The 20,291-nt window shown below is 48.8% G+C and carries 17 protein-coding genes and 3 tRNA genes; 8 read left to right on the top strand and 12 right to left on the bottom strand.

Translation table 11 applies throughout. From position 1 onward, the window contains the following. Positions 1–202 precede the first annotated feature (202 nt). The 3 genes from KD147_RS08690 (at position 203) to KD147_RS08680 (ending at position 2,760) form a co-directional block, all read left to right on the top strand. On the top strand, positions 203–763 hold the full coding sequence (locus KD147_RS08690; protein WP_212547538.1) for an isochorismatase family protein: 561 nt from the start codon (positions 203–205) through the stop codon (positions 761–763). A 160-nt stretch (positions 764–923) separates the two neighbouring features. Continuing rightward, a complete protein-coding gene (locus KD147_RS08685) occupies positions 924–1,118 on the top strand; it encodes a (2Fe-2S)-binding protein (protein WP_105189134.1) in 195 nt (64 codons plus the stop codon). 223 nt (positions 1,119–1,341) lie between these two features. Continuing rightward, positions 1,342–2,760, top strand: coding sequence for a phospholipase D family protein (locus tag KD147_RS08680; RefSeq protein WP_158684665.1), 1,419 nt, complete (start codon positions 1,342–1,344; stop codon positions 2,758–2,760). Between the two features lie 55 nt (positions 2,761–2,815). Here KD147_RS08680 and bfr (KD147_RS08675) read toward each other — a convergent pair whose 3' ends face one another. From bfr (KD147_RS08675) to KD147_RS08645, 7 genes are all read right to left on the bottom strand, one after another. Further along, a complete protein-coding gene (gene bfr / locus KD147_RS08675; RefSeq protein ID WP_105189132.1) occupies positions 2,816–3,280 on the bottom strand; it encodes a bacterioferritin in 465 nt (154 codons plus the stop codon). Then, positions 3,280–3,765, bottom strand: coding sequence for a bacterioferritin (gene bfr, locus KD147_RS08670; protein WP_105189131.1), 486 nt, complete (start codon positions 3,763–3,765; stop codon positions 3,280–3,282). Before bfr (KD147_RS08670) ends, bfr (KD147_RS08675) begins: the two co-directional genes overlap by 1 nt. 217 nt (positions 3,766–3,982) lie before the next feature. Next, entirely contained in the window at positions 3,983–6,103 is a 2,121-nt protein-coding gene (locus KD147_RS08665) for a TonB-dependent receptor (RefSeq protein ID WP_502710224.1), read from the bottom strand. Between the two features lie 274 nt (positions 6,104–6,377). Continuing rightward, a complete protein-coding gene (locus KD147_RS08660) occupies positions 6,378–8,327 on the bottom strand; it encodes an EAL domain-containing protein (RefSeq protein ID WP_349304681.1) in 1,950 nt (649 codons plus the stop codon). Positions 8,328–8,708: 381 nt separating this feature from the next. Beyond that, positions 8,709–8,785 (bottom strand) — tRNA-Asn (locus KD147_RS08655). Positions 8,786–8,804: 19 nt separating this feature from the next. Beyond that, a tRNA-Asn gene (locus tag KD147_RS08650) sits at positions 8,805–8,881 on the bottom strand. A gap of 22 nt (positions 8,882–8,903) precedes the next feature. Further along, positions 8,904–8,980, bottom strand: a tRNA-Asn gene (locus KD147_RS08645). Positions 8,981–9,699: 719 nt separating this feature from the next. Here KD147_RS08645 and KD147_RS08640 point away from each other — a divergent pair. Together KD147_RS08640 and uvrB are read left to right on the top strand one after the other, a co-directional pair. Continuing rightward, complete coding sequence (locus KD147_RS08640; RefSeq protein WP_105189129.1) at positions 9,700–11,043, top strand: MATE family efflux transporter; 1,344 nt, start codon at positions 9,700–9,702, stop codon at positions 11,041–11,043. Between the two features lie 15 nt (positions 11,044–11,058). Beyond that, on the top strand, positions 11,059–13,074 hold the full coding sequence (uvrB, locus tag KD147_RS08635; protein ID WP_212547536.1) for an excinuclease ABC subunit UvrB: 2,016 nt from the start codon (positions 11,059–11,061) through the stop codon (positions 13,072–13,074). A gap of 27 nt (positions 13,075–13,101) precedes the next feature. Here uvrB and KD147_RS08630 read toward each other — a convergent pair whose 3' ends face one another. The 3 genes from KD147_RS08630 to queC form a co-directional block, all read right to left on the bottom strand. Beyond that, positions 13,102–14,445: a diguanylate cyclase gene (locus tag KD147_RS08630; protein ID WP_105189127.1), complete on the bottom strand. Its 1,344-nt coding sequence runs from the start codon at positions 14,443–14,445 to the stop codon at positions 13,102–13,104. 26 nt (positions 14,446–14,471) lie between these two features. Next, entirely contained in the window at positions 14,472–14,711 is a 240-nt protein-coding gene (locus KD147_RS08625; protein WP_105189126.1) for a hypothetical protein, read from the bottom strand. A 103-nt stretch (positions 14,712–14,814) separates the two neighbouring features. Continuing rightward, complete coding sequence (gene queC / locus KD147_RS08620; protein ID WP_105189125.1) at positions 14,815–15,474, bottom strand: 7-cyano-7-deazaguanine synthase QueC; 660 nt, start codon at positions 15,472–15,474, stop codon at positions 14,815–14,817. A 153-nt stretch (positions 15,475–15,627) separates the two neighbouring features. Here queC and queE point away from each other — a divergent pair, with 153 nt between their 5' ends. After that, positions 15,628–16,293 carry a 7-carboxy-7-deazaguanine synthase QueE gene (queE, locus tag KD147_RS08615; protein WP_212547535.1) on the top strand — a complete coding sequence of 222 codons (666 nt, stop codon included), beginning with the start codon at positions 15,628–15,630 and terminating at the stop codon, positions 16,291–16,293. A 67-nt stretch (positions 16,294–16,360) separates the two neighbouring features. On the opposite strand, the gene bcp is transcribed toward queE, so the two are convergent. Continuing rightward, the gene (bcp, locus tag KD147_RS08610) at positions 16,361–16,834 is read right to left on the bottom strand and encodes a thioredoxin-dependent thiol peroxidase (protein WP_105189123.1); all 474 of its coding nucleotides are present in this window, start codon (positions 16,832–16,834) and stop codon (positions 16,361–16,363) included. Between the two features lie 12 nt (positions 16,835–16,846). Further along, the gene (locus tag KD147_RS08605) at positions 16,847–17,380 is read right to left on the bottom strand and encodes a glycine cleavage system transcriptional repressor (RefSeq protein WP_212547534.1); all 534 of its coding nucleotides are present in this window, start codon (positions 17,378–17,380) and stop codon (positions 16,847–16,849) included. A 339-nt stretch (positions 17,381–17,719) separates the two neighbouring features. On the opposite strand from KD147_RS08605, the gene bamC reads away from it, so the two are divergent. Together bamC and KD147_RS08595 are read left to right on the top strand one after the other, a co-directional pair. Continuing rightward, on the top strand, positions 17,720–18,772 hold the full coding sequence (bamC, locus tag KD147_RS08600) for an NlpB/DapX family lipoprotein (protein ID WP_105189121.1): 1,053 nt from the start codon (positions 17,720–17,722) through the stop codon (positions 18,770–18,772). A gap of 110 nt (positions 18,773–18,882) precedes the next feature. Further along, on the top strand, positions 18,883–20,247 hold the full coding sequence (locus tag KD147_RS08595; protein ID WP_105189120.1) for a YjiH family protein: 1,365 nt from the start codon (positions 18,883–18,885) through the stop codon (positions 20,245–20,247). Positions 20,248–20,291 lie beyond the last annotated feature (44 nt).

The following is a 20,291-nucleotide window of genomic DNA, read 5'->3' as shown; positions in this document are numbered from 1 at the left end:
TCTTGACTCCAATAAGGCGCTGAAACCGATCTAGTAGGTGTATCCCTTGAACTGAGCTAGGCCATCAACAGAGAATTAACATTATAATCTGTAAATCTAGCATAGAAGTGTCCGTGGTCACTATATCTTTATAATTTCACTTCTAAAAAACATGACGATATGGTTAACATTAGAGCAACTTTTCAGCCGAAGGATTGACCATATGATAAATCAGCCAGCAAATGCCGCTTTAGCGACCAGCTCCGCACCCGTGCTTATCGTTATCGATATGCAACTGCGTTTAGCCCCCGCAATGGCAGATTACCAAGAGGTATGTGCGCGCGTGAAGCTGCTCACCGAGGTGGCCGATAAACTTGAGTTAGAGCACATTATTACCGAACAAAACCCACAGGGCTTAGGTACCACAGATCCGAGTTTGGTCAGTGCCAGCGCCAAGGTGGTAGCCAAAGACACCTTTAGTGCGGTGCAAAGCGAGGCCTTTATTGGTGCCATTGAGGAGCTGGGAGAATCACACTTTTTTTTATGCGGCATGGAAAGCCATGTGTGCGTGTACCATACCGCCAATGAGCTGCTCGCCCTGGGCTATCGAGTAACGGTTCTGGCCGACGCGGTATGCTCGCGCGACCCTGAAAATAAGGCACTGGCCTTGGCACAACTGCGTCATAACGGCGCGCAAATTTGTTCTTCTGAAACTGCCATCTTCGCCTGGATGAATAGCTGTCGCCACCCTCAATTTCGCGATATCTTGGCCTTGATCAAGTAAGGCTCGGTGACAAACGTCACGCAAAAAATGTTCAGTGGCCGCTGATGGTTAAATGGTAAGCTTGCGGCCAGTGATGAAAATCAATCAACTTTTTTATTGATAACTATTTTCGTTTAGATTAAAATTGGCGGCATATTCTAACTGAGAGTGGTTTTTATTCGTGTATATCTGTCTTTGCCATGGTGTGTCCGATAAGAAAATTGAACAAGCGATCGATCAAGGTGCTCGTTCTATGCGTGATCTTAGCTCCGAGCTAAAGGTCGGCTCTCAGTGCGGCAAATGTTGTAACTGCGCCAAAAAAATCCTAAATCAAAAGCTTATTGATATCGTCGATGTCACCGACGAAGTGGCCTGAGCACCACCAAATTTAGCTAATTTCTGTTATATCTCCCTGTTTTTGTTATATTGAATAGCATGATGATGGCGAACGGCCAGGGCTCATGCACGCAAAAACTCACCTTCGACTCCTGCTGATCTCGCTATGCACATGGTATTTGATTGGCTGTAGCTCGGTTTCAGATTTCGATTCGATGCCTGAACGTCCAGCCAGTTATGCATTACCTAGTGAGGATGCTGACTTGCTAAATAGGTTTTTTGAACACCAGCCCAGTGCAGACTTATCCGGCTTTTATCCCTTGATCGATGGCCTGGATGCGTTTGCAGCCCGCATCGCCCTAGCCGAAGCGGCGCAAACGTCCATTGATATTCAATATTATTTGTATCACCGTCAGGAGACCGGCAAGGTGCTGAGCGCCTATCTTCTGAAGGCTGCAGAGCGTGGGATCAGGGTCCGTATTCTGCTCGATGATATGTCGCAGGCTGAGTCGGAGCGCGACCTGGCAGCCTTGGCACGCCATGACAATATCCAGGTTCGCTTATTCAACCCCCTTAATCATCGCAAGTTGCGTTTCCTGAGCTTTATTACCGATTATTCGCGGGTGTCGCGGCGTATGCATAATAAGAGCTTTATCGTCGACAGTCAGGTGTTTATTACCGGTGGCCGCAATATTGGCAATGCCTATTTCTCCGGAGAGGATAGCTCTCAATTTGTCGATCTGGACGTACTGAGCATCGGCCCGGTGGTAGAAAAGGCTACCCAGGCGTTTGATTTGTATTGGAACCATCCCTTAGCTGAGGATATCGACAAGCTATTTACCGAGGTCGATGACGGCCACTTGGATACCCTCAAGGGCAAGCTGGCTTATTTTGTCAGCCGAGAGTATGGCGACAGCAGTCCCTATGTGAAGCGAGTGAAGGAATCGGACCTGGTGCAGTCCTTGCGTCGAGGCAAGCTTAATCTCGATTGGGCGAGGGGCTATCTATACGTAGATGATCCCAACAAACTGCTGACCGATAGCCGTAATACCAGTACCCATATGGCGCCAAAGATGATCCGCGCACTCGGCGTACCGAAACAACAAGCCATTATCATCTCTCCTTATTTTGTGCCCCGGGAGCCAGGCATGGCATTATTAAGGCGCTGGGCCGAACAGGGGGTGAAGATCACAATTTTAACGAACTCCTTATCCGCCACCGATGTGCCCGTGGTGCATGCCGGTTATGCCGGTTATCGCAAGGAGTTATTGGCCATGGGCGTGAACCTGTGGGAGCTGAAACGTAACTTCGAGGTTACCCCGAAGAAGCTTAAGATCAAAAGCTTTACCGGCTCGTCCGCCGCCAGTTTGCACGCCAAGACCATGGCCTTTGATAATGATCAGGTATTTATTGGCTCGCTGAATTTAGATCCCCGTTCATTCAATCTCAATACCGAGCAGGGCCTGGTGATCACATCGCCACGTTTCAATCGCCTGTTGCGTCGTTGGGTGGAAAATGAGATGCCGAAGTTTGCCTGGCAATTAAGTCTGGATGCAGAAGGACAGCTGCAATGGCAGAGCGTTGGTAGTGAAAAGGTGTATGATCATGATCCAGATACCAGCCGTTGGCAGCGTTTTAGCGTGTGGCTGATGTCCTTGTTGCCTATCGAAGGGGTGCTATAAAGATAGATGCAACGACCATAAAAAAGCCGCTGTAGCAGCGGCTTAATGAAGTGAGTTACATCTGCGATTGCAGGTAATTCTCTATTCCGGTGACCTTGATCAGGTGTTGCTGGGTTTCCAGCCAGTCAATCTGCTCTTCCTGTTCATGCAAAATAGCATCCAAGGCTTCACGACTGATATAGTCAAGGCGCTCTTCCGCCAGTTTAATGGCTGCGTGCAGGTCATTTAGAGACGCTGTTTCAAAATGCATATTGGCGGCGATCATTTCTTCGGCATCTTCGCCGATACGCAGGCGGCCCAGGTCTTGTAAATTAGGCAGGCCTTCTAAAAATAGAATACGCTCGATTAACCTGTCGGCGTTTTTCATTTTTTGAATCGAGACCTTGTAATCGGCCTTGTCGAGCTTGCTAAAGCCGAAGTCTTTAAACATGCGGGCATGCAAAAAGTATTGGTTGATGCCAACCAGTTCGTTGGCCAGCACTTTATTTAACGCGCTGATTACGTCCTTATCACCTTTCATTATGACACCTCGGCATCGCCCATTTGCGACTGTTGATAGTTTTGCAGGCCAATTTTATCGATCAGGCCCAGTTGCTGTTCAAGCCAGTAAACATGGTCTTCTTCGGTATCGAATAACAGTTTTTCCAGTACTTCACGAGACTGATAATCTTGTTCTTCTTCGCAAATTTTGATGGTTTCTTTTACGCATTGCACCACCTCAAGCTCAAGCTTCAGGTCGTTGGCCATCATTTCTTTAACGTTAGTACCCACAAGCAAATCGCGGCGCTTGGTCATATCGGGTACGCCTTCTAAGAAAAGGATGCGTTTGATCAGCCAGTCGGCATGTTGGGTTTCTTCTTCACGTTCATGCTCAAGACGTTCATAAAGTTTATTTAAACCCCAGTCTTCATACATGCGTGAATGGATGAAATATTGATCGATTGCGGCTAGCTCATTTGCGAGCAATTTATTAAAGCTATCGATAACTCGTTGTTTACCTTGCATTTGCCACGGCCTCGTTGTGCATTGATGGGACAAGTGTAGTCTATCTTGCCAATAAATCAAATATTTTCATTATAAATCAGGTGGTTACAATTGTAACTTATTCGCATTCCAATTTATATTTGCCGTTAGATTTTATGCAAAATTGTCGCCATAAATTGGCAATAAATTCCCACCTTGTTGATCATCTTGATGACAAACAAGGTGGGGCTAACTCTAATTAGAACTGATACTTCAATCCGGCGGTAATGCTGGTGCCTAAGCCTTTGATGTTGTAGCCACCATAGGTATAGGCTTGGGCGCGGGCAGGGTAGTAATCGCGATTAAAGAGGTTCTCAACACCGAAATATGCATTGAGTTGCTCGGTAAACTGATGCTGACCGCTAACATTGACGACCAGATAATCGTTTACCGGGCCCTGATCGCCCACATAGTCGCCATCGGCATTGGGTTCAAAGCGCTTACGGTTGCCGACATACAACAAGGTCAGACTTAAACTTGTCTCGCGACTTGGTTGCCACTGCAGGTTCGCGGTGGCTTTTGGCGGGCTGATCTGTTTGGCGCCAAGGTAAACATCGTCCTGGGTGTTTTTACCCTCAACATAGGCGTAGGTCAAAGTGGTGCGCCAGGCCGGGCTAAAGCGGTAGTCGGCCAGTAGCTCATAGCCCCATATCTCCTGAGGTGCACGTACCGGCATATAGACGCCGGTGGTTTCGTCGAAGCTATTGGTGGTACCTAACTCAGAGGTACTGCGATACAAGGAGCCTTCCAGGCGCAGCCGATCAAGGACCGAGGTAAAGCCAACCTCATAGTTATCGATAACCGATGCCTCGGTACGGATAAGCGCGATATCGTTGACCGTGGCGGTGCGCAGCAGGCGGCCAATATCCGAGATATCGGCGCCTTGTGAATAGCTGATAAAAGGGCTGAAGGTCTCGAAAGCATTGTACTTAAGGCCGACATTATAGGTGGTAGCGGTATAGTTGAGGGTGTCGCCTTTGACATCGATTGGCACCGAACACTGAGTTTCGCTGCGACACAGCTCTAGAGTGCGGTAATCGTCCACCTCCAGGTCGATATCTTCATGGCGTACACCGGCTTTAATCACATAATGCTCATCAATAACCCATTTGCTTTGCACAAATCCAGCAAGGTTACTCATATCCATTTCCGGGACCCAAACGCGGCCATCGACCAGGGGTTGTGAAGTGACGTCGTTAAGTAAATCAACCCCATAAATAAAGGTTGCTTCGGTGCCTTGCAAATCGAACTGGCTGTTAAAGGTGGCGCGTAACCCCTCTTTTTTTGAGGCGATAATAGATTGGCCACCATCATACCCGGCACTTGGGTTGGCCAGGTTCGGAGAGTAGAAGAATACATTTTCAATGTCTTGAGCGTACAAATCGACCGTCAGCGCGGTGTTAGTGAACACTTCGCTATCACTGTATTTGATCATAATATTGGTATTACCGCTTGGACCTTGCGGGCGACCTTGTTTTTGTTGCTCTGCGGGCACATGAATGGCGTAGGACTTGTCGCCTTGATTGATGTCGCCAAATACGTCGCCAAGATCGGTTTTTTGTTGCGACTTATAGTAGTTATAGGTCAAGGACAGAGATTTTTCGGCGTCGAAATCATAGCCTAATTTGGTGAAGTAGTTTTCGGTTTCGACATCGCTCAGTCCGTATTGCAGACCAAGAATATCGCCTTCGGCATCACGTTGTACGCCGTTTTCCTCGTAGCTAAGGGTGGCCAGGTAAGAGAATTTATCCAGGCGCCCATTTATCGAGCCTTCTACCCGTGCGCCCAGGGTTTCGTCGCTTTTAACGGCGCTAAAGCGCGTGGAGACATCGACCGAGGCGGAAAAGTCATCACCATTACTCGGCTTTTTGGTGATGTAGTTGATCACCCCCCCGGCAGCGCCATTACCATAGACAGAGGTGGCACCCTTGATCACCTCTATGCGCTCCAGCACGCTTGGGTCCAGGCTGCGAATACCTAAGGAGCCATTACGTAGTGGTGTCGATTGCGGCACGCCATCAATCATGATTAACGGCGCCCGACCGCGCAGGGTCTGTCCGGTATTACTTGAGCTATTGGTGCTTGGCGCCATGCCCGGCACCAGTACTTCGAGCAGGTTTTGTAACTCGGGACTGACCCTGAGCTGGGCCTGTATCTGTTCTCGGGTGATCACAGTGACCGACGCGGGCACTTCATCAATATTCTCCACCACGCGGCTGCCGGTGACTATGATATGTTCTAGGCTTTGAGCTGTTTGTTCGGCATGCAGGGGAGCGCTAAGGGCTATGGTCAAAAGAGAAAGTGAAAAACGCACGGAGATTACCTTTATTATTAAATAATTGTGCGAATGATAATGAAAATAAATCTCAATAACAATATTTCAGGTTGCTTTTGTTGTTAACAGGAGTGTTGTTTCAATAGAAACTATTAGTGCTCGGGAGTCACCCTGATCGGGAGCTATGTATGTGCGACTGCACGTGCAAGTGGACTGCAGAGCCCACGATGGCAGTGATAATGTTAGGGCGTAGGGTGATATGTGGAGGTGAGCCGACAAAGGAAGTCCCCGGGAGCAGACCCGGGAACTCGTTACTGTGTTATAACAGTTCTTTAGGCTTTTCTATAAAGTAGCCTTGGGCACCATCGAGACAAAGCTGCTCGATAATCTGCTTTTCTTCCAGGCTTTCGACCCCTTCGGCAAAGACGCGTACGCCGATACGGTGTGCCAGGTCGACCATCAGACGCATAAAGTATTGGTTGTTTTTATCGTCTTCGAGGCCGCGGGTGTAGCTGGCATCCATCTTAATGTAGTCGGGTTTGATCTCGCGGAAAAACTTAAACGAGGTCAGGCCAACGCCAAATCTCTCCACCGTCAGGCGGGCACCGGTGCGATGCAGCATGCCGACAAAGCGCTTACTGGCGGCGATATTTTGTTGCAAGCCTAGCTCAGATATCTCAAAGACCAGGCGTTGAGCAAAGTCACCTTCTCTGATTAAACGACGCTCCAGCCAAATAACGAACTTATCGTCATGGGCGCTGGCGGCAGAGACATTAATACCAAAATATTGGGCGCTGAGATTTCTATTCTTAATAGCATTTAGCGAGTGCTCTATGATCATCTGATCAAGCTCAACCGATTTACCCAGTTGGTCGGCCATCGCCATAAAGGAGGATGTCGGCAATAAATGATCTTCTTCATCGCGAAAACGCGCTTGAATTTCTGAATAAGCCACGCTGCTTTTGCCCAGTGGCATTATGGGTTGAATGGCCAGGTTAACCGACTGCTTTTCCAACATGTCATTAATTACCTTGCGCCAGTTTTGTGTGCCTTGCACCGCACTTTCGCTGATGTCTTCCGGGCGCTGTACATGCCAAGCATTAGCATGCTTACTTTGTGCTATGTTCATGGCGACATCAACATTGGCAAGCAATTCACCGAGCGGCTTATGTTGATCATAAGGCACTATGCCGGTGTATGCGACCGAGGCGAGCTCATGCAGCTTTTGATATTGATTGAATTTGGTTTGAATTTGCGTGGCGAAGCGTTCCACTTCCTTAGGCGGTGTATTAGGGAGTACCACGGCAAAGTCTGAGCTGTTAAGACGAAATACACTGGCAGAACCATAGTTCCTAATGCCGGCCGTTAAGATATCGGCAATACTACGAATGTACTCATCTCCCTGTTGGTAGCCCTTACTCTGGTTGATATGTTGCAACTCGGTGCCACGCACCAAGGCAATACAGCCAAAACATTCGCCATTGGCGTGCTCAATATGACGTTCGTAATATTCAACAAACATGTTGCGGTTACCCAGTTCGGTGACAACATCCTTATAGGCCTCTTTTTTAATCTCCTGTGCCGAGCTGGCAATGTTTTCCATTTGCAAGCCCAAGTGAGCCTGTAAGCGATTTAGGGCAGGGGAGATCTGAGTGGCGAGTTTGAGTTTTAATTTGTTATCGGCAAAGGCACGGTTAATCGGCTCGGGCATATCATTGCTAGTAACGAACTGATCGATAATGTTGGCAACGATATCGGCAATGCGGCGGCGATATCCACGAAATGCAGTTTTTAAGCTGGCGATGGGAATAAAGCAGATAAAGGTGATCACCAGTACGAAGTAGATCAGACCTTGTTCAAAGGCGTCAGCCATATCATTTAAATCGGCAATAAACTCAACTCGCAACTCGGCATCCTGGCTGACGGCGAATTGGCTACGTATGGTATCAAACTGTGCTTGGGCGAGTTGCGCAATAAAGTTCTCTTCGGTGCGTTGCGTTTTGGCACTTAGTACCTCGCCATTACCATCGCGTAACCAGAGTTTGTGTACCGGCATGATGGCAACCAATTGCTCGGCTAAGGCTGGAGCCTGTGCAGCAACCTGCTCGGTGGTCATGGCCGGCTGGAGATCTAAGAAGCGTTGCAGTTGCGCCTGCATTGCATCCTGCTTATGCACGCCATATGAATGAAAGACCATTATATTGGCGACAACACCGGCACAGAGGGCCAGCAGCCATAATGTAAACTGCAATAGTGTGAATCGTTTCACGGTAGCTTATCCTTTACCCTTATTGTTATTAAGTTGAAGCATGTGGTTAGGTGTGCTCACACCTGTGCAACAACAACTCAACCTCCAGCGCCCGGCACCGTGATCGTTTTGCGCACTTACATCCATGTTTAATTACCATACACCACAATAAGTTAGCGTTATAAGTTCGCTTTGCGTTTTCGCGGACATATTATCATGCAGTGGCGTGCTAATGGCAATGCACGGATACATTTTGTAATAATACAGGGCGTTTATTTACATTTAGTAGTGTGTTGAATATTAAAAACAATTATGAGTAGAGACTAGTTCAAGGAGAAAATCTTGTCTAGAAAAGGGTTGTTTTAAAATTGGGTAAAAACAGGGGAGGATTTGAAGTTATTTTGGCTCCCCCTCCCCGACTCGAACGGGGGACCTGCGGATTAACAGTCCGTCGCTCTAACCAACTGAGCTAAGGGGGAACAAAATAATACTAGGAAGTGGCTCCCCCTCCCCGACTCGAACGGGGGACCTGCGGATTAACAGTCCGTCGCTCTAACCAACTGAGCTAAGGGGGAACAACCTAGTGCTGAAAGATATTGGCTCCCCCTCCCCGACTCGAACGGGGGACCTGCGGATTAACAGTCCGTCGCTCTAACCAACTGAGCTAAGGGGGAAGCGCCTGTCTCTCAACGGGGCGAAATATTAATGACCGCACCTGCCAGTGTCAACTAATAAAATCGGCAAAAATAAAAAAAACGACTCGTTCGCCGTTTTTTCACTCAAATTGCCTGCTAAGCAGACAAAAATGGCCTCAATTAGAGGGAACGCCATCAAGCCGGTCGGCCTCTTGCTAGTCAATCAGGCCTCTCAACGAGCAATCAATGGCTTATATAAATTCTACCTAGGCTATAAATGGGGTAAATATGAGCTCAGGTACATCACCCTCATAAGTCTTTTTTGCCTATAGTGATCAAACCCTTATATTTAAAGGCCTCGGTTAACTTATCCACGAAATCTGTGGATAAGTCTGTTTATGAATGGGGGGAAGGCAGCAGTGGTAGGCAACAAGGAGCACTTGGGAAGAAAGCAATAGGTAAAATATAAAAAATATTATTCATAATTATCAATTAGTTAAGTTTATATGCTTAAAAGTTACAAAAACCGACATTCTTATAATTAGAAGCTTAAGGGTAAGATCGGCGTTGTGCAAAAATACAGCGTTAATTTGTACTGATGTTTAAAAGGTGTAAATTAATTGTTTTTTGACGGGTTTCATTTGTTTAATTCGATGAACAACGAAAAAAGAACATTTTTTATGCACTAATTAAGCGTGGAAGGGGGCGCCCTGATGCTTTAGAATAGAGCGCTTGTATCAGCAGCAATAAGCGTTGTTATGGCTAAAGCCGAACCTGCAATGATCCTCAGTGCGCCCATCGTGCCGACCTTACGCAAAATGACCATTCCGATGATATTCGGCATGATCTTTTTAATGCTGTTCAATCTTGTAGATACCTTCTTTATCAGTATGCTGGGTACTGAACCCCTGGCGGCCATTAGTTTTACTTTTCCCGTTACCTTTACCTTGATCAGTTTGGCCATAGGCTTAGGCATTGGCACCTCTGCCGTTATCGCTACCGCCCTGGGATCTGGGCAGCAGGCACAAGCCCGTTTTGATGGCGCGGTGGCCTTGATGGTGTCGGCGGTTATGGTCTTGGCCCTGGCCTTGGTTGGTTATTTTTGCAGTGGGCCCATATTTCTCTTGCTCGGGGCCGAGCCACAACTCTTGCCTTTAATCAATGAGTACATGCATGTATGGTTTTTGGCGAGCGTGTTACTGGTGACCCCTATGATAGGTAACGCCGTGCTGCGTGCTAATGGCGATACCAAGACCCCAAGCCTGATTATGGGGGCTTCGGGATTGGTCAATGCGGTACTCGATCCCATATTAATATTCGGCTTTGGTCCAATTGAGGCCATGGGAGTGCGCGGTGCAGCCATCGCCAGTGCCATCTCCTGGCTGATCGGTGTCGCCGCGATTTTATACATTCTTATTGTCCATCGTCAGTTAGTTGGTATTCGTTGCCGTACTCAGTCCTTTGTAGAAGCGACGCGAAAAATCCTTAAAATTGGTTTGCCTGCCGCCGGTGCGAATATGCTTACGCCTTTGGCCATGGCGGTGATGACCGCCATTGTCGCTCACTTTGGTGCTCCTGCGGTGGCCGCCTTTGGGGTCGGCAGTCGCATTGAGTCCATTGCTTCTTTGGTGGTGTTGGCTTTGTCTATGACCTTGCCTCCTTTCATTAGCCAAAACTTCGGTGCGGGCAATACGCAAAGGGTGGAGCAGGCCTATAAGCAAACCCTGAAGTTCGTGATGATTTGGCAATTTGCCATTTATCTTGTGCTCTTGATGGTGGCGCCCTGGATAGCCAGTGCGTTCGCGACTGAGGCTCAGGTACGTGAGTTAATCCAGTTGTTTATCTATATTTTGCCCTTGTCCTATGGCCTGCAGGGAGTGATCATCCTCACCAATTCGTCGTTTAATGCCCTGCATAAGCCCATGCATGCTCTCGTGCTTAGTGTCGTGCGCCTGTTTGTGTTTTATGTGCCGATTGCCTATCTAGGTAGTCTAATTGGTCAGTTAACAGGCTTGTTTATCGGCGCCACTGTGGGTAATTTATTAACAGCCATCGTCGCTTATATGTGGTTCAGCCGCGAGCTCGAACGCCAAACCGTTTAAGAAAGGGGTGTCATAGTGAAAGATGTTTTTGAACTGTGCTCAAGTTATTCGCCCGGTGGCGACCAACCCACGGCGATTGCTAAATTGGTGGACGGGTTGGAATCGGGCTTGGCGCATCAGACTTTATTAGGTGCTACGGGAACGGGTAAAACCTTTACCATGGCCAATATTATCGCTACCTTGAACCGTCCCACCATTATTATGGCCCACAACAAAACCCTGGCGGCGCAGCTGTATGGCGAGATGAAAGAATTCTTCCCCAATAACGCGGTGGAGTATTTTGTTTCCTACTATGACTACTACCAGCCCGAAGCCTATGTCGTGGCCAGTGACACCTTTATCGAAAAAGATGCATCGATCAACGAGCACATAGAGCAGATGCGACTGTCGGCCACCAAGGCTCTGTTGGAACGGCGCGAGGTTGTTATCGTTGCCTCAGTATCGGCCATCTATGGTCTGGGCGATCCCGACTCCTATATGAAAATGATGCTGTTGCTTAAGGTCGGCGACACCGTTGACCAAAGGCAAATGCTGCGTCGTTTGGCGGAGTTGCAGTACACCCGAAATGATATAGACTTCAGTCGCGGCACCTATCGGGTACGTGGTGAGGTGATCGATATATTCCCCGCCGAATCGGATGATGTTGGCGTGCGGGTGGAAATGTTTGACGATGAAATCGAGCGCCTAAGCCTGTTTGACCCGCTTACAGGTCAGGTGCAAAAAAACCTGGTGCGTGCCACCATTTATCCGAAAACTCACTATGTAACGCCGCGCGAGAAGATTTTAGGCGCCATCGACAATATTAAGGTTGAGCTTAAGCAGCGTCGCCAGCAATTGCTCGATGCCAACCGCTTGGTCGAGGAACAGCGGGTGGCGCAGCGTACGCAGTACGATATCGAAATGATGCAGGAATTGGGCTATTGCTCCGGCATTGAAAACTACAGCCGTTACCTCTCAGGACGCGCGCCTGGCGAGCCGCCACCGACTCTCTTGGATTATCTGCCCGATGATGCGCTGATGATCATCGATGAGTCTCATGTTACCGTGTCGCAAATTGGCGCCATGTATCGTGGCGACCGCTCGCGTAAGGAAAATCTGGTTGAGTACGGGTTTCGTTTACCCTCGGCCATGGATAACCGCCCACTAAAATTCGAAGAGTTTGAGGCGATTATGCCGCAAACCATATATGTATCGGCGACGCCGGGCGATTATGAACTGGATAAATCGGCGGGCGAGGTGGCCGAGCAGGTTATTCGACCCACCGGCTTGCTCGACCCTCAGCTTGAAGTGCGTCCGGTCAGTACTCAGGTTGATGACCTGCTTTCTGAAATTTATCAACGCGTGGAAATAAACGAGCGGGTTTTGGTGACCACATTAACGAAACGCATGGCTGAGGATTTAACCGACTATTTAAGCGACCACGACGTCAAGGTGCGCTATTTGCACAGCGATATAGATACGGTGGAGCGGATGGAAATTATTCGCGACCTGCGCGCCGGCGTATTCGATGTGTTGGTGGGGATCAATCTATTACGTGAAGGTCTGGATATGCCCGAGGTCTCTCTGGTTGCCATCCTTGACGCCGATAAGGAAGGTTTTTTACGTTCCGCGCGCTCACTGATCCAAACCATAGGCCGAGCCGCGCGTCATATTAACGGTAAGGCAATCTTGTATGGTGATGTGATCACCAAATCCATGCGCAAGGCCATAGACGAAACCAACCGTCGTCGCGATAAACAAATCGCTCATAACGAAGCGCACGGCATCACGCCGCAGGCTTTGAACAAGCGGATCACCGATGTGATGGATACCGGTGAGACGCCGAAGCAGCAATCAGGTCTTGTCCGTAAGGGGAATAAAGGTCGCAAGGGTGCCAGCACAGACGTTGCTTTGGACGCCACGCAAATCGCCAAGGAGATCACTCGCTTGGAGGCGCAGATGCATGAATTTGCCCGAGCGCTGGAGTTTGAAAAGGCGGCGCAAGTACGGGACCAAGTCCACCTGCTACAGCAGCAACTGATCAAGAGCTAAGTCCGAGAACAGCTCTCTAGAGTTAACCTAAGCGGTGACGGTTCTTTTACCGCCCAATTTGTTGCTCTGTTTGTCTTCGTACATGCGTTTATCGGCCTGAGCCAACAGGGCAGCGATATCCAGGGTGCACTCGGTATAGCAACTAAAGCCACAACTGATCGACGGATACACGATATGGCCCTTGTAGTTTAGCGGTGAACGCTCGATATGCAGCCTTAGTTTGTCGACAATGGCGGCGACTTGCTCATCACTGCTGATTCGATGTAAAAGTACTAAAAATTCATCGCCGCCGAGGCGGGCGATAATGTCCGAATCGCGCAAGGTGCGCTGTAACTCCCTCGCGATATGCACGAGCAAGGCGTCACCACAATCATGGCCATAGCTGTCATTCACCGCCTTAAAGTCATTCACATCGATATTAATAATGGCAAAGTGCTTGTGCACTTCGGCACCGCGAGTGAGATCGTTCAGATGTTGCATAATGGCTCGGCGGTTTGCCAACATGGTGAGGTCGTCTTGCAGTGAAGTGGCCTTCACCAGGTAGTAGGCGCGCACCAAGATGGCGACACTTACAAATAACACCAGGCACAATAGCGCACCCAGTGCGCGAATTAGCGTGGCATGAGGCTGGGGAGCGGCATTAAATTTAGCCGCCAGTGCCCAGCGTCCATTGGGGAGGTGCAAGGGTAAAATCACGTCCGCCTGCGCAAAGGTGTTGGCATTGCCATAAAATACCTGCGATCCCTTGGCGGTGTTTTTCAGAGCGTATTGCACCTGCTCCTGAGCGTCGAGCTCGAGCAACTGGTAAAGCGTTGTAATGTCCAATACTAGGCTGAGGGTGCCCCAGTAACTGGTCTCGTCGGCGGGGTTGGCAAACAGTGGAAACTGCACCAACAGAGCCTCACCGCCTTGCACTAAGGTGAGTGGTCCGGCTAGCACCACGGATTGCGTTAGTCGTGCCTGCTCAACGGTGGCAAATTGTTCTTCATCGGTACGATAGTCAAAGCCCATGGCCCTTTGGTTGCCTTCCAAGGGGTAGACATATTGCACTATGTTATCCGGTGCCAAAGAAATATTGCGGATCAATTGCGATCGGGCCACCAATTGGGCGGCGATGTGTTGCCAATGCTGGGCGATAAATTCGCGATTGATATTGGCGATGACCACCAGGCTTTCGGCGGCAAAGATCTCTTGATTCAGGGTGGTTTCAAGCTTGGCCCGCAGCAGTGCAGATTGCTTACGCAGGTAAAGTTGTTCCTCCACAAGCTCTTGTTGTCGGTAAAGGTGGGCGAAATATTCGACCACAAAGACACTGGCCCCCACATAAAGGGTACCGAGCAAGATGAGCAGGAGTATGGAACGTCTTTTCATATTATTATCGCACTGCGCGCGCTGACTTAGAGATTATCTATCTCTTGTTCGACGCTAAATCCTTTATCTGTGACTATGGCCTCAAGCACTTGTATACGCTCTTTAAGATGGGCTATTTGCTCTGTCATGGCTTGGGTTTGCTGATTTGCCGTTTGACACTGTTGTTGTAACTGGGACAGTTGCCGACCCTGTCGACGTTGCGCGCGCAGGCCGAGGCCAAACGCGAGGGCCGCGATAATAAGCAGTAATATCATGTATATAAGCATGGCATACTCTTGCTGGCGAGAATAATCTCAGTATAACTGCAAAATGCCACAAGGCCACTGATGGTGCAAAATTATCAGTGGCTTAGGGGGAACAGGGAGGAAATTAAGCTTCGTAGGGCAGGGGATCGACAGCGTTATTAAGGGCAAACGCTTCTAAACGTTCCTGACAGGCACCGCATTTACCGCAGGCTTGCTCGCGGCCGTTATAACAGGTCCAGGTCTGGCTGTAATCCAGGCCCATCTTCAGGCCATCGGTTAGGATGTCAATCTTGCTGTTATCAAGATAAGGGCAAACGATTTCAACTTCATCGTAGTTGGCGATGCGACAAACATCGTCCATTTTCTTCACAAACTCAGGGCGACAATCCGGATAGATGGCGTGATCGCCAGAATGCGCGCCGTAAAATACCTTGCTGGCCTTAAGCGAGACCGCGTAGCCCACCGCCAGTGACAACAAGATCATATTACGGTTAGGCACTATGGTGCTTTTCATGCTTTCTTCTTCGTAATGCCCTTCCGGTACGTCGATATCATCGGTCAGCGATGAACCGCCAATCAACTGATTGATTGCGGAAATATCGACTATCTTATGATTAACGCCGAGTTGCTCGCATACCTGCTTTGCTACTTCCAGCTCTTTGACATGGCGCTGACCGTAGTTAAACGACAGGGCGTAGACCTCGTGACCTTGACGAAGTGCCTTGTTTAGCACGGTAAAAGAGTCCATGCCACCGGAATAAATTACAACGACTTTTTCTGCCATTTGCCTGCGAGCCTTTTAATCATAGAGGTTTACGTTAGGGCGCGGTATACTACAGGGTTTGAGCTTGGATCACAATTATTCGCCGTTGGCATTTGCTCTGGGCCTAGGTATTTGTGAACAGCGATTGTTAAGTTTTAGCAGCAGGTTAGATTTTTGTACCAAATAAACGAGATTTTTGAAACCATCCAAGGGGAAGCCAGTTTTACCGGCACCCCCTCAATTTTTGTGCGTTTGCAGGGGTGTCCTGTGGGCTGTTCCTGGTGTGATACCAAACAAACCTGGGATGCCAAAGACAGCTATGTGGTGTCCTTGACACAAACGGTGGAGAAAAAGTCCGACTCTGAGCATTGGGCCAAGGCCGATGCCGAAGATATTCTGGCGTTGTTTCAAACCCGAGGTTATCGCGCTAAGCATGTGGTGATCACCGGCGGCGAACCTTGTTTGTTCGACCTTAACCCCCTGTGCGAGCTGTTGCATCAACATGGTTACAGCACCCAAATAGAAACCAGCGGCACCTTTGAGATTAAAGCGCCGGCGCAAACCTGGGTGACGGTATCACCAAAAATCAATATGCGCGGCGGCTATGAGGTTTTGGCCAGCGCCATGAAGCGCGCCAATGAAATTAAGCATCCGGTAGCGATGCAAAAACATGTGGACGAGTTAGAAGCCCTGTTTAAGGCAACGGGTGTGCATCCGCGACTGGTGTATCTGCAACCTATCAGTCAAAAAGCCAAGGCAACGAAGCTGGCCATAGACACCTGTATTAAGAAAAACTGGCGTTTATCTGTACAGGTACACAAGTATCTGGGGATTAACTAGGCCTAACTGGCGCATTAAACATAAAAAAACGCGGCTTAGGCCGCGTTTTGTATTCTTAAAGCATTAATTAAGCATTATCTGCCAAATAATCGATTACTACCTGGTGGTGATCCTTGGTCTTAAACTTATTGAAAACATGCTTAATGCTGCCGTCTTGGCCCACTAAAAAGCTGATGCGGTGAATGCCGTCGTACTCTTTACCCATAAACTTCTTTAAACCCCACACGCCAAAGTCGTCCGCTACCTTATGATCTTCGTCGCTTAGTAGTTGAAAGTTTAGCTCTTTTTTGGTTTCGAAGTTTTTCAGCTTTTTCACCGGATCCGGGCTAATGCCCACTGCAATGGTGTTGTATTTAGCCAGCTCGGCCTTATGGGCGCTGAGCTGTTCCGCCTGTACGGTACAACCAGGGGTTAGAGCCTTGGGATAGAAATACACTAAAACCTGATGGTCTTTTAATAGCGCTTCGAGACTAACCGTTTCGCCGTTTTGATCCTCAAGGGTGAAAAGTGGCGCTTTATCGCCCGCTTGCAAAGTGTTCATAATGCTGCGTCCTTATCTGATCCGTTTAAAAGTATAATCTATGTTCAGGCGCTGAGATAACGCCTCAAAGGCCACCTTAAAGGCGTCAATATCAAGTTCTTGCGGCACATTAAACTCGAGTTCACAGCGCATTTGAATATCGCCGTCTTGTTCGTAAGTATCTGATTTAAGAGAGCAAATGCTGATATTGTGCTCGGCAAAATAGCCGGTGATCTGGCTCAGAGTACCGGGTGTGTCTATCCCCACGTATTCCAGGGTATAACCGCCACTAAAGAGCTCTTCGGTGTGGCTTGAAGTGCGCTTCATCATCGTGAGTAGCCCCAGCTCCATGCCCTTATTCGGCAGCAGGTGCTCGACCCGGCTAATGGCGGCCATGTCGCCGCATAACAACATGATAAAGGTTAATTCATTGCCCAAAATGGCAATGCGGCTGTCGGTGATATTGCAGTGACAATCGCTGACCAATTGCGTTAAGGCGCTGACCACCCCGGCTTGGTCTTCGCCAATTGCGGTGATCACTAACTGTTGTTTGGCCAATTCGCCCATGGATGTGCCCTTGCTGTGATAAAACAATCTTTTGGCGGCGCAGTGTAGCATAAACCGGGTTTTAAAGCGCAACTTTTAGCCGTGCCTCGCTTTATTGCCTTTTCGGTACCGACATTCTTGTTTTTAACCTCGTGTAAAAGTACCATAGTGAAAATTTTTGTAAGCCATTGCTGTGCTTGAGCACAACAGTGGTTTGGGTGTCGACACTCGGGTTTAACGCCGTTGTATGATAGGCAAAACAACAAAGTGGTCGTTAAGTTGAATCTGGCACTGAACCAATTACCACTCACCGACTCAAAGACCGTACAATAATAACGGTGAGCAAAGGAGAACAACAACGTGCAGTATTGGATCCCTAAAGTATTGATCTTGATTGCTTTAGTCACTTTGAGTGGCTGTGGCATTTTCACCAACGAGGCACACCACAAGCGTAACTATAAAGCCAATCAGCCATTAGTGACTCCAGAGGGACTCGATGCACCGCGCCAGGACCCCACCTATAAAATGGACGTGGCCAGCTATGACAACAGTGAAGAAGCCAAGGCCGTTAAGCCGCCGATGCAAATTATGCCGATCGCCCAGGGAAGCTGGATTGAAGAAGGCGATAAGGTAGCCAAGGTCTACTTCGATAAGAACGATGGCATCGACGATCTCGACCAATTTATTCTGGCGGCCGTAGAAGGCGTGTTGGAAAGCTACAACACTCCGGTAGCAAATAAGACGCAAAACAGCATTGAAAGCGATTGGTTTTCTGTCGTAACCGTTGAAGAGGGCTGGTTATGGGACGATGAAATCGTTGCCGAGCAGCGCTATAAATTTACCGTTGAAGAAAAAGATCACCAGCGTACCGCGTCTTTGCGTGCCGAGATGCTTGATTATCGCTCGCAGCAAGTGCCTTTAACGCCGTTATTGCAACAACGTTTGGAAACCCGTGCTCTCAATAGTGTAATTGCCGAATTCGATTATCGTTATCGTCAGCTTCAGGTTGAACTGCGCCAGCGCCAAGGCATTATTTCTCTGGCTTTAGGCTTTGATAATCAAGGCAATGCAGCGTTAATGACCGAGCAGGACATGAATGTGGTCTTGGAGCGCTTCAGTGGCTTCTTAGAGCGCCTTCAATTTACTATTATTGAAGTGGATGCCGACAAGGGCCGTATTATTGCTGATTACGCTCAGCCTGAAAGCAGTGTGTGGGATTCGATTTGGGGCGAAGAGGCGATGCAGCTGCCGTTAGAAGACGGCCAGTATCAGATTCTTTTGGATAACGCTAAAGCCGGTGGTACCAGTATTACCTGGATGGATAAAGACGGTGAAGTGCTAGAACCCGGCACCATGAATGATTTACAGCAAGCCCTAGTGACGGCTCTACGCGCCCGCGGGATTCAAATGTAACCCTTTGACTTTGCTGTAAAAAAGGAAAGGGCTTGGAGCACCTTTCCTTTTTTGTTTGTAGCCAAAACGGCAGGGCAGCCCAAAGATAACAACGAAAATAAGTAGCGATTATGACAACAAGCCAGCCACGTACCATGGCCAACACTTTACTGACATTCTTAATTCCTTCGCTGATCGGCGTCTTTCTCTTTATGGTGCCGATCCCCTGGGATGGGCAGATCAAAATCAGTGTCGCTATTTTGGCCGATATGTTACGTCAAACCCTGGCGCCCGTTGCCAGTACTCTGTTGTTGGTGATCATTAGTATGACCGGCGTGTTGTCTTTGTTGATGACCCTGATACAACCGCGCTCGCTGTTTGAAAAACCCATGATGCGCCATCTATTCCTGGTGACGCCGACCTGGCTAGTGGTGCGTGTTGTGGGCATGGTGTTTGTGGTTATGACCTATTTCCAACTTGGCCCCGAGGCGATCTACTCTGAAGCCACCGGTGCCTTTGTACTGGTGGAATTGTTGCCGCTGTTGCTAACCGTGTTTATTTTAGCCGGTTTCTTACTGCCGCTGTTGTTAAATTTCGGTCTGCTGGAGCTGGTCGGCACCCTGTTTACCAAGATTATGAAGCCCTTGTTTGGCGTGCCCGGTCGCAGCGCCGTAAACTGTGCCGCTTCTTGGCTTGGCGATGGTAGCGTCGGTATTTTGATGACCGCCAGACAATATGAAGAAAAGCACTATACGCAAAAAGAGGCGGCCATTATTGGTACTACCTTCTCGGCGGTATCCATCACCTTCTGTTTTGTGGTCATAGGTCAGGTTGGCCTCGAACATCTATTCGCGCCCTTTTATCTGACCGTGTGTCTGGCCGGCGTGGTGTGTGCGCTGATTTTGCCGCGTATTCCTCCTCTTAGCCTGAAGAAAAACATATATGTTGATGGTGACAGCCAATGTGACGACAACGAGGCGGTGCCGCAAAATAAAAGCCTATGGCGACAATCTTTGGACATGGCCCTGGATAAGGCGCGCCATGCCAAAGGGGTAAAAGGTACGGTCGAAGAAGGTCTGCACAATGCGCTAGACATGGTGTTTGCCGTGTTGCCGGTGGTTATGGCCGTAGGTACCTTTGCGCTTATCGTTTCCGAACATACGCCGGTATTCCAATGGCTGGGTAAGCCTTTTATTCCTTACCTTGAATTGCTGGGTGTCCCCGAAGCAGTGAAGGCCTCAGAGACCATAGTGGTGGGCTTTGCCGATATGTTCATCCCGTCTATTTTGGCGGCGTCGAATATCGACAGTGAAGTGACCCGCTTTATTATCGCGGCCATGAGTGTGACTCAATTAATCTATATGTCGGAAGTGGGCGCACTGCTATTAGGCAGCAAGATCCCGGTGAATATTCTTGAGCTGTTTGCTATTTTTATTCTGCGCACCTTGATCAGCTTGCCAGTGATCACCTTGATGGCAAACTGGCTGGTAGCCTAGGTTTTTACCTAGGCTCTAAGAAGTGAGCGCTATGCGCTGGGTTC

Origin of the sequence: Pseudoalteromonas sp. BDTF-M6, from assembly GCF_018334135.1 — a bacterium.
Taxonomy (GTDB): Bacteria; Pseudomonadota; Gammaproteobacteria; order Enterobacterales; family Alteromonadaceae; genus Pseudoalteromonas.
Note: the sequence above shows the minus strand (reverse complement) of the source record. Positions and strands in the feature narration are given on the sequence as shown.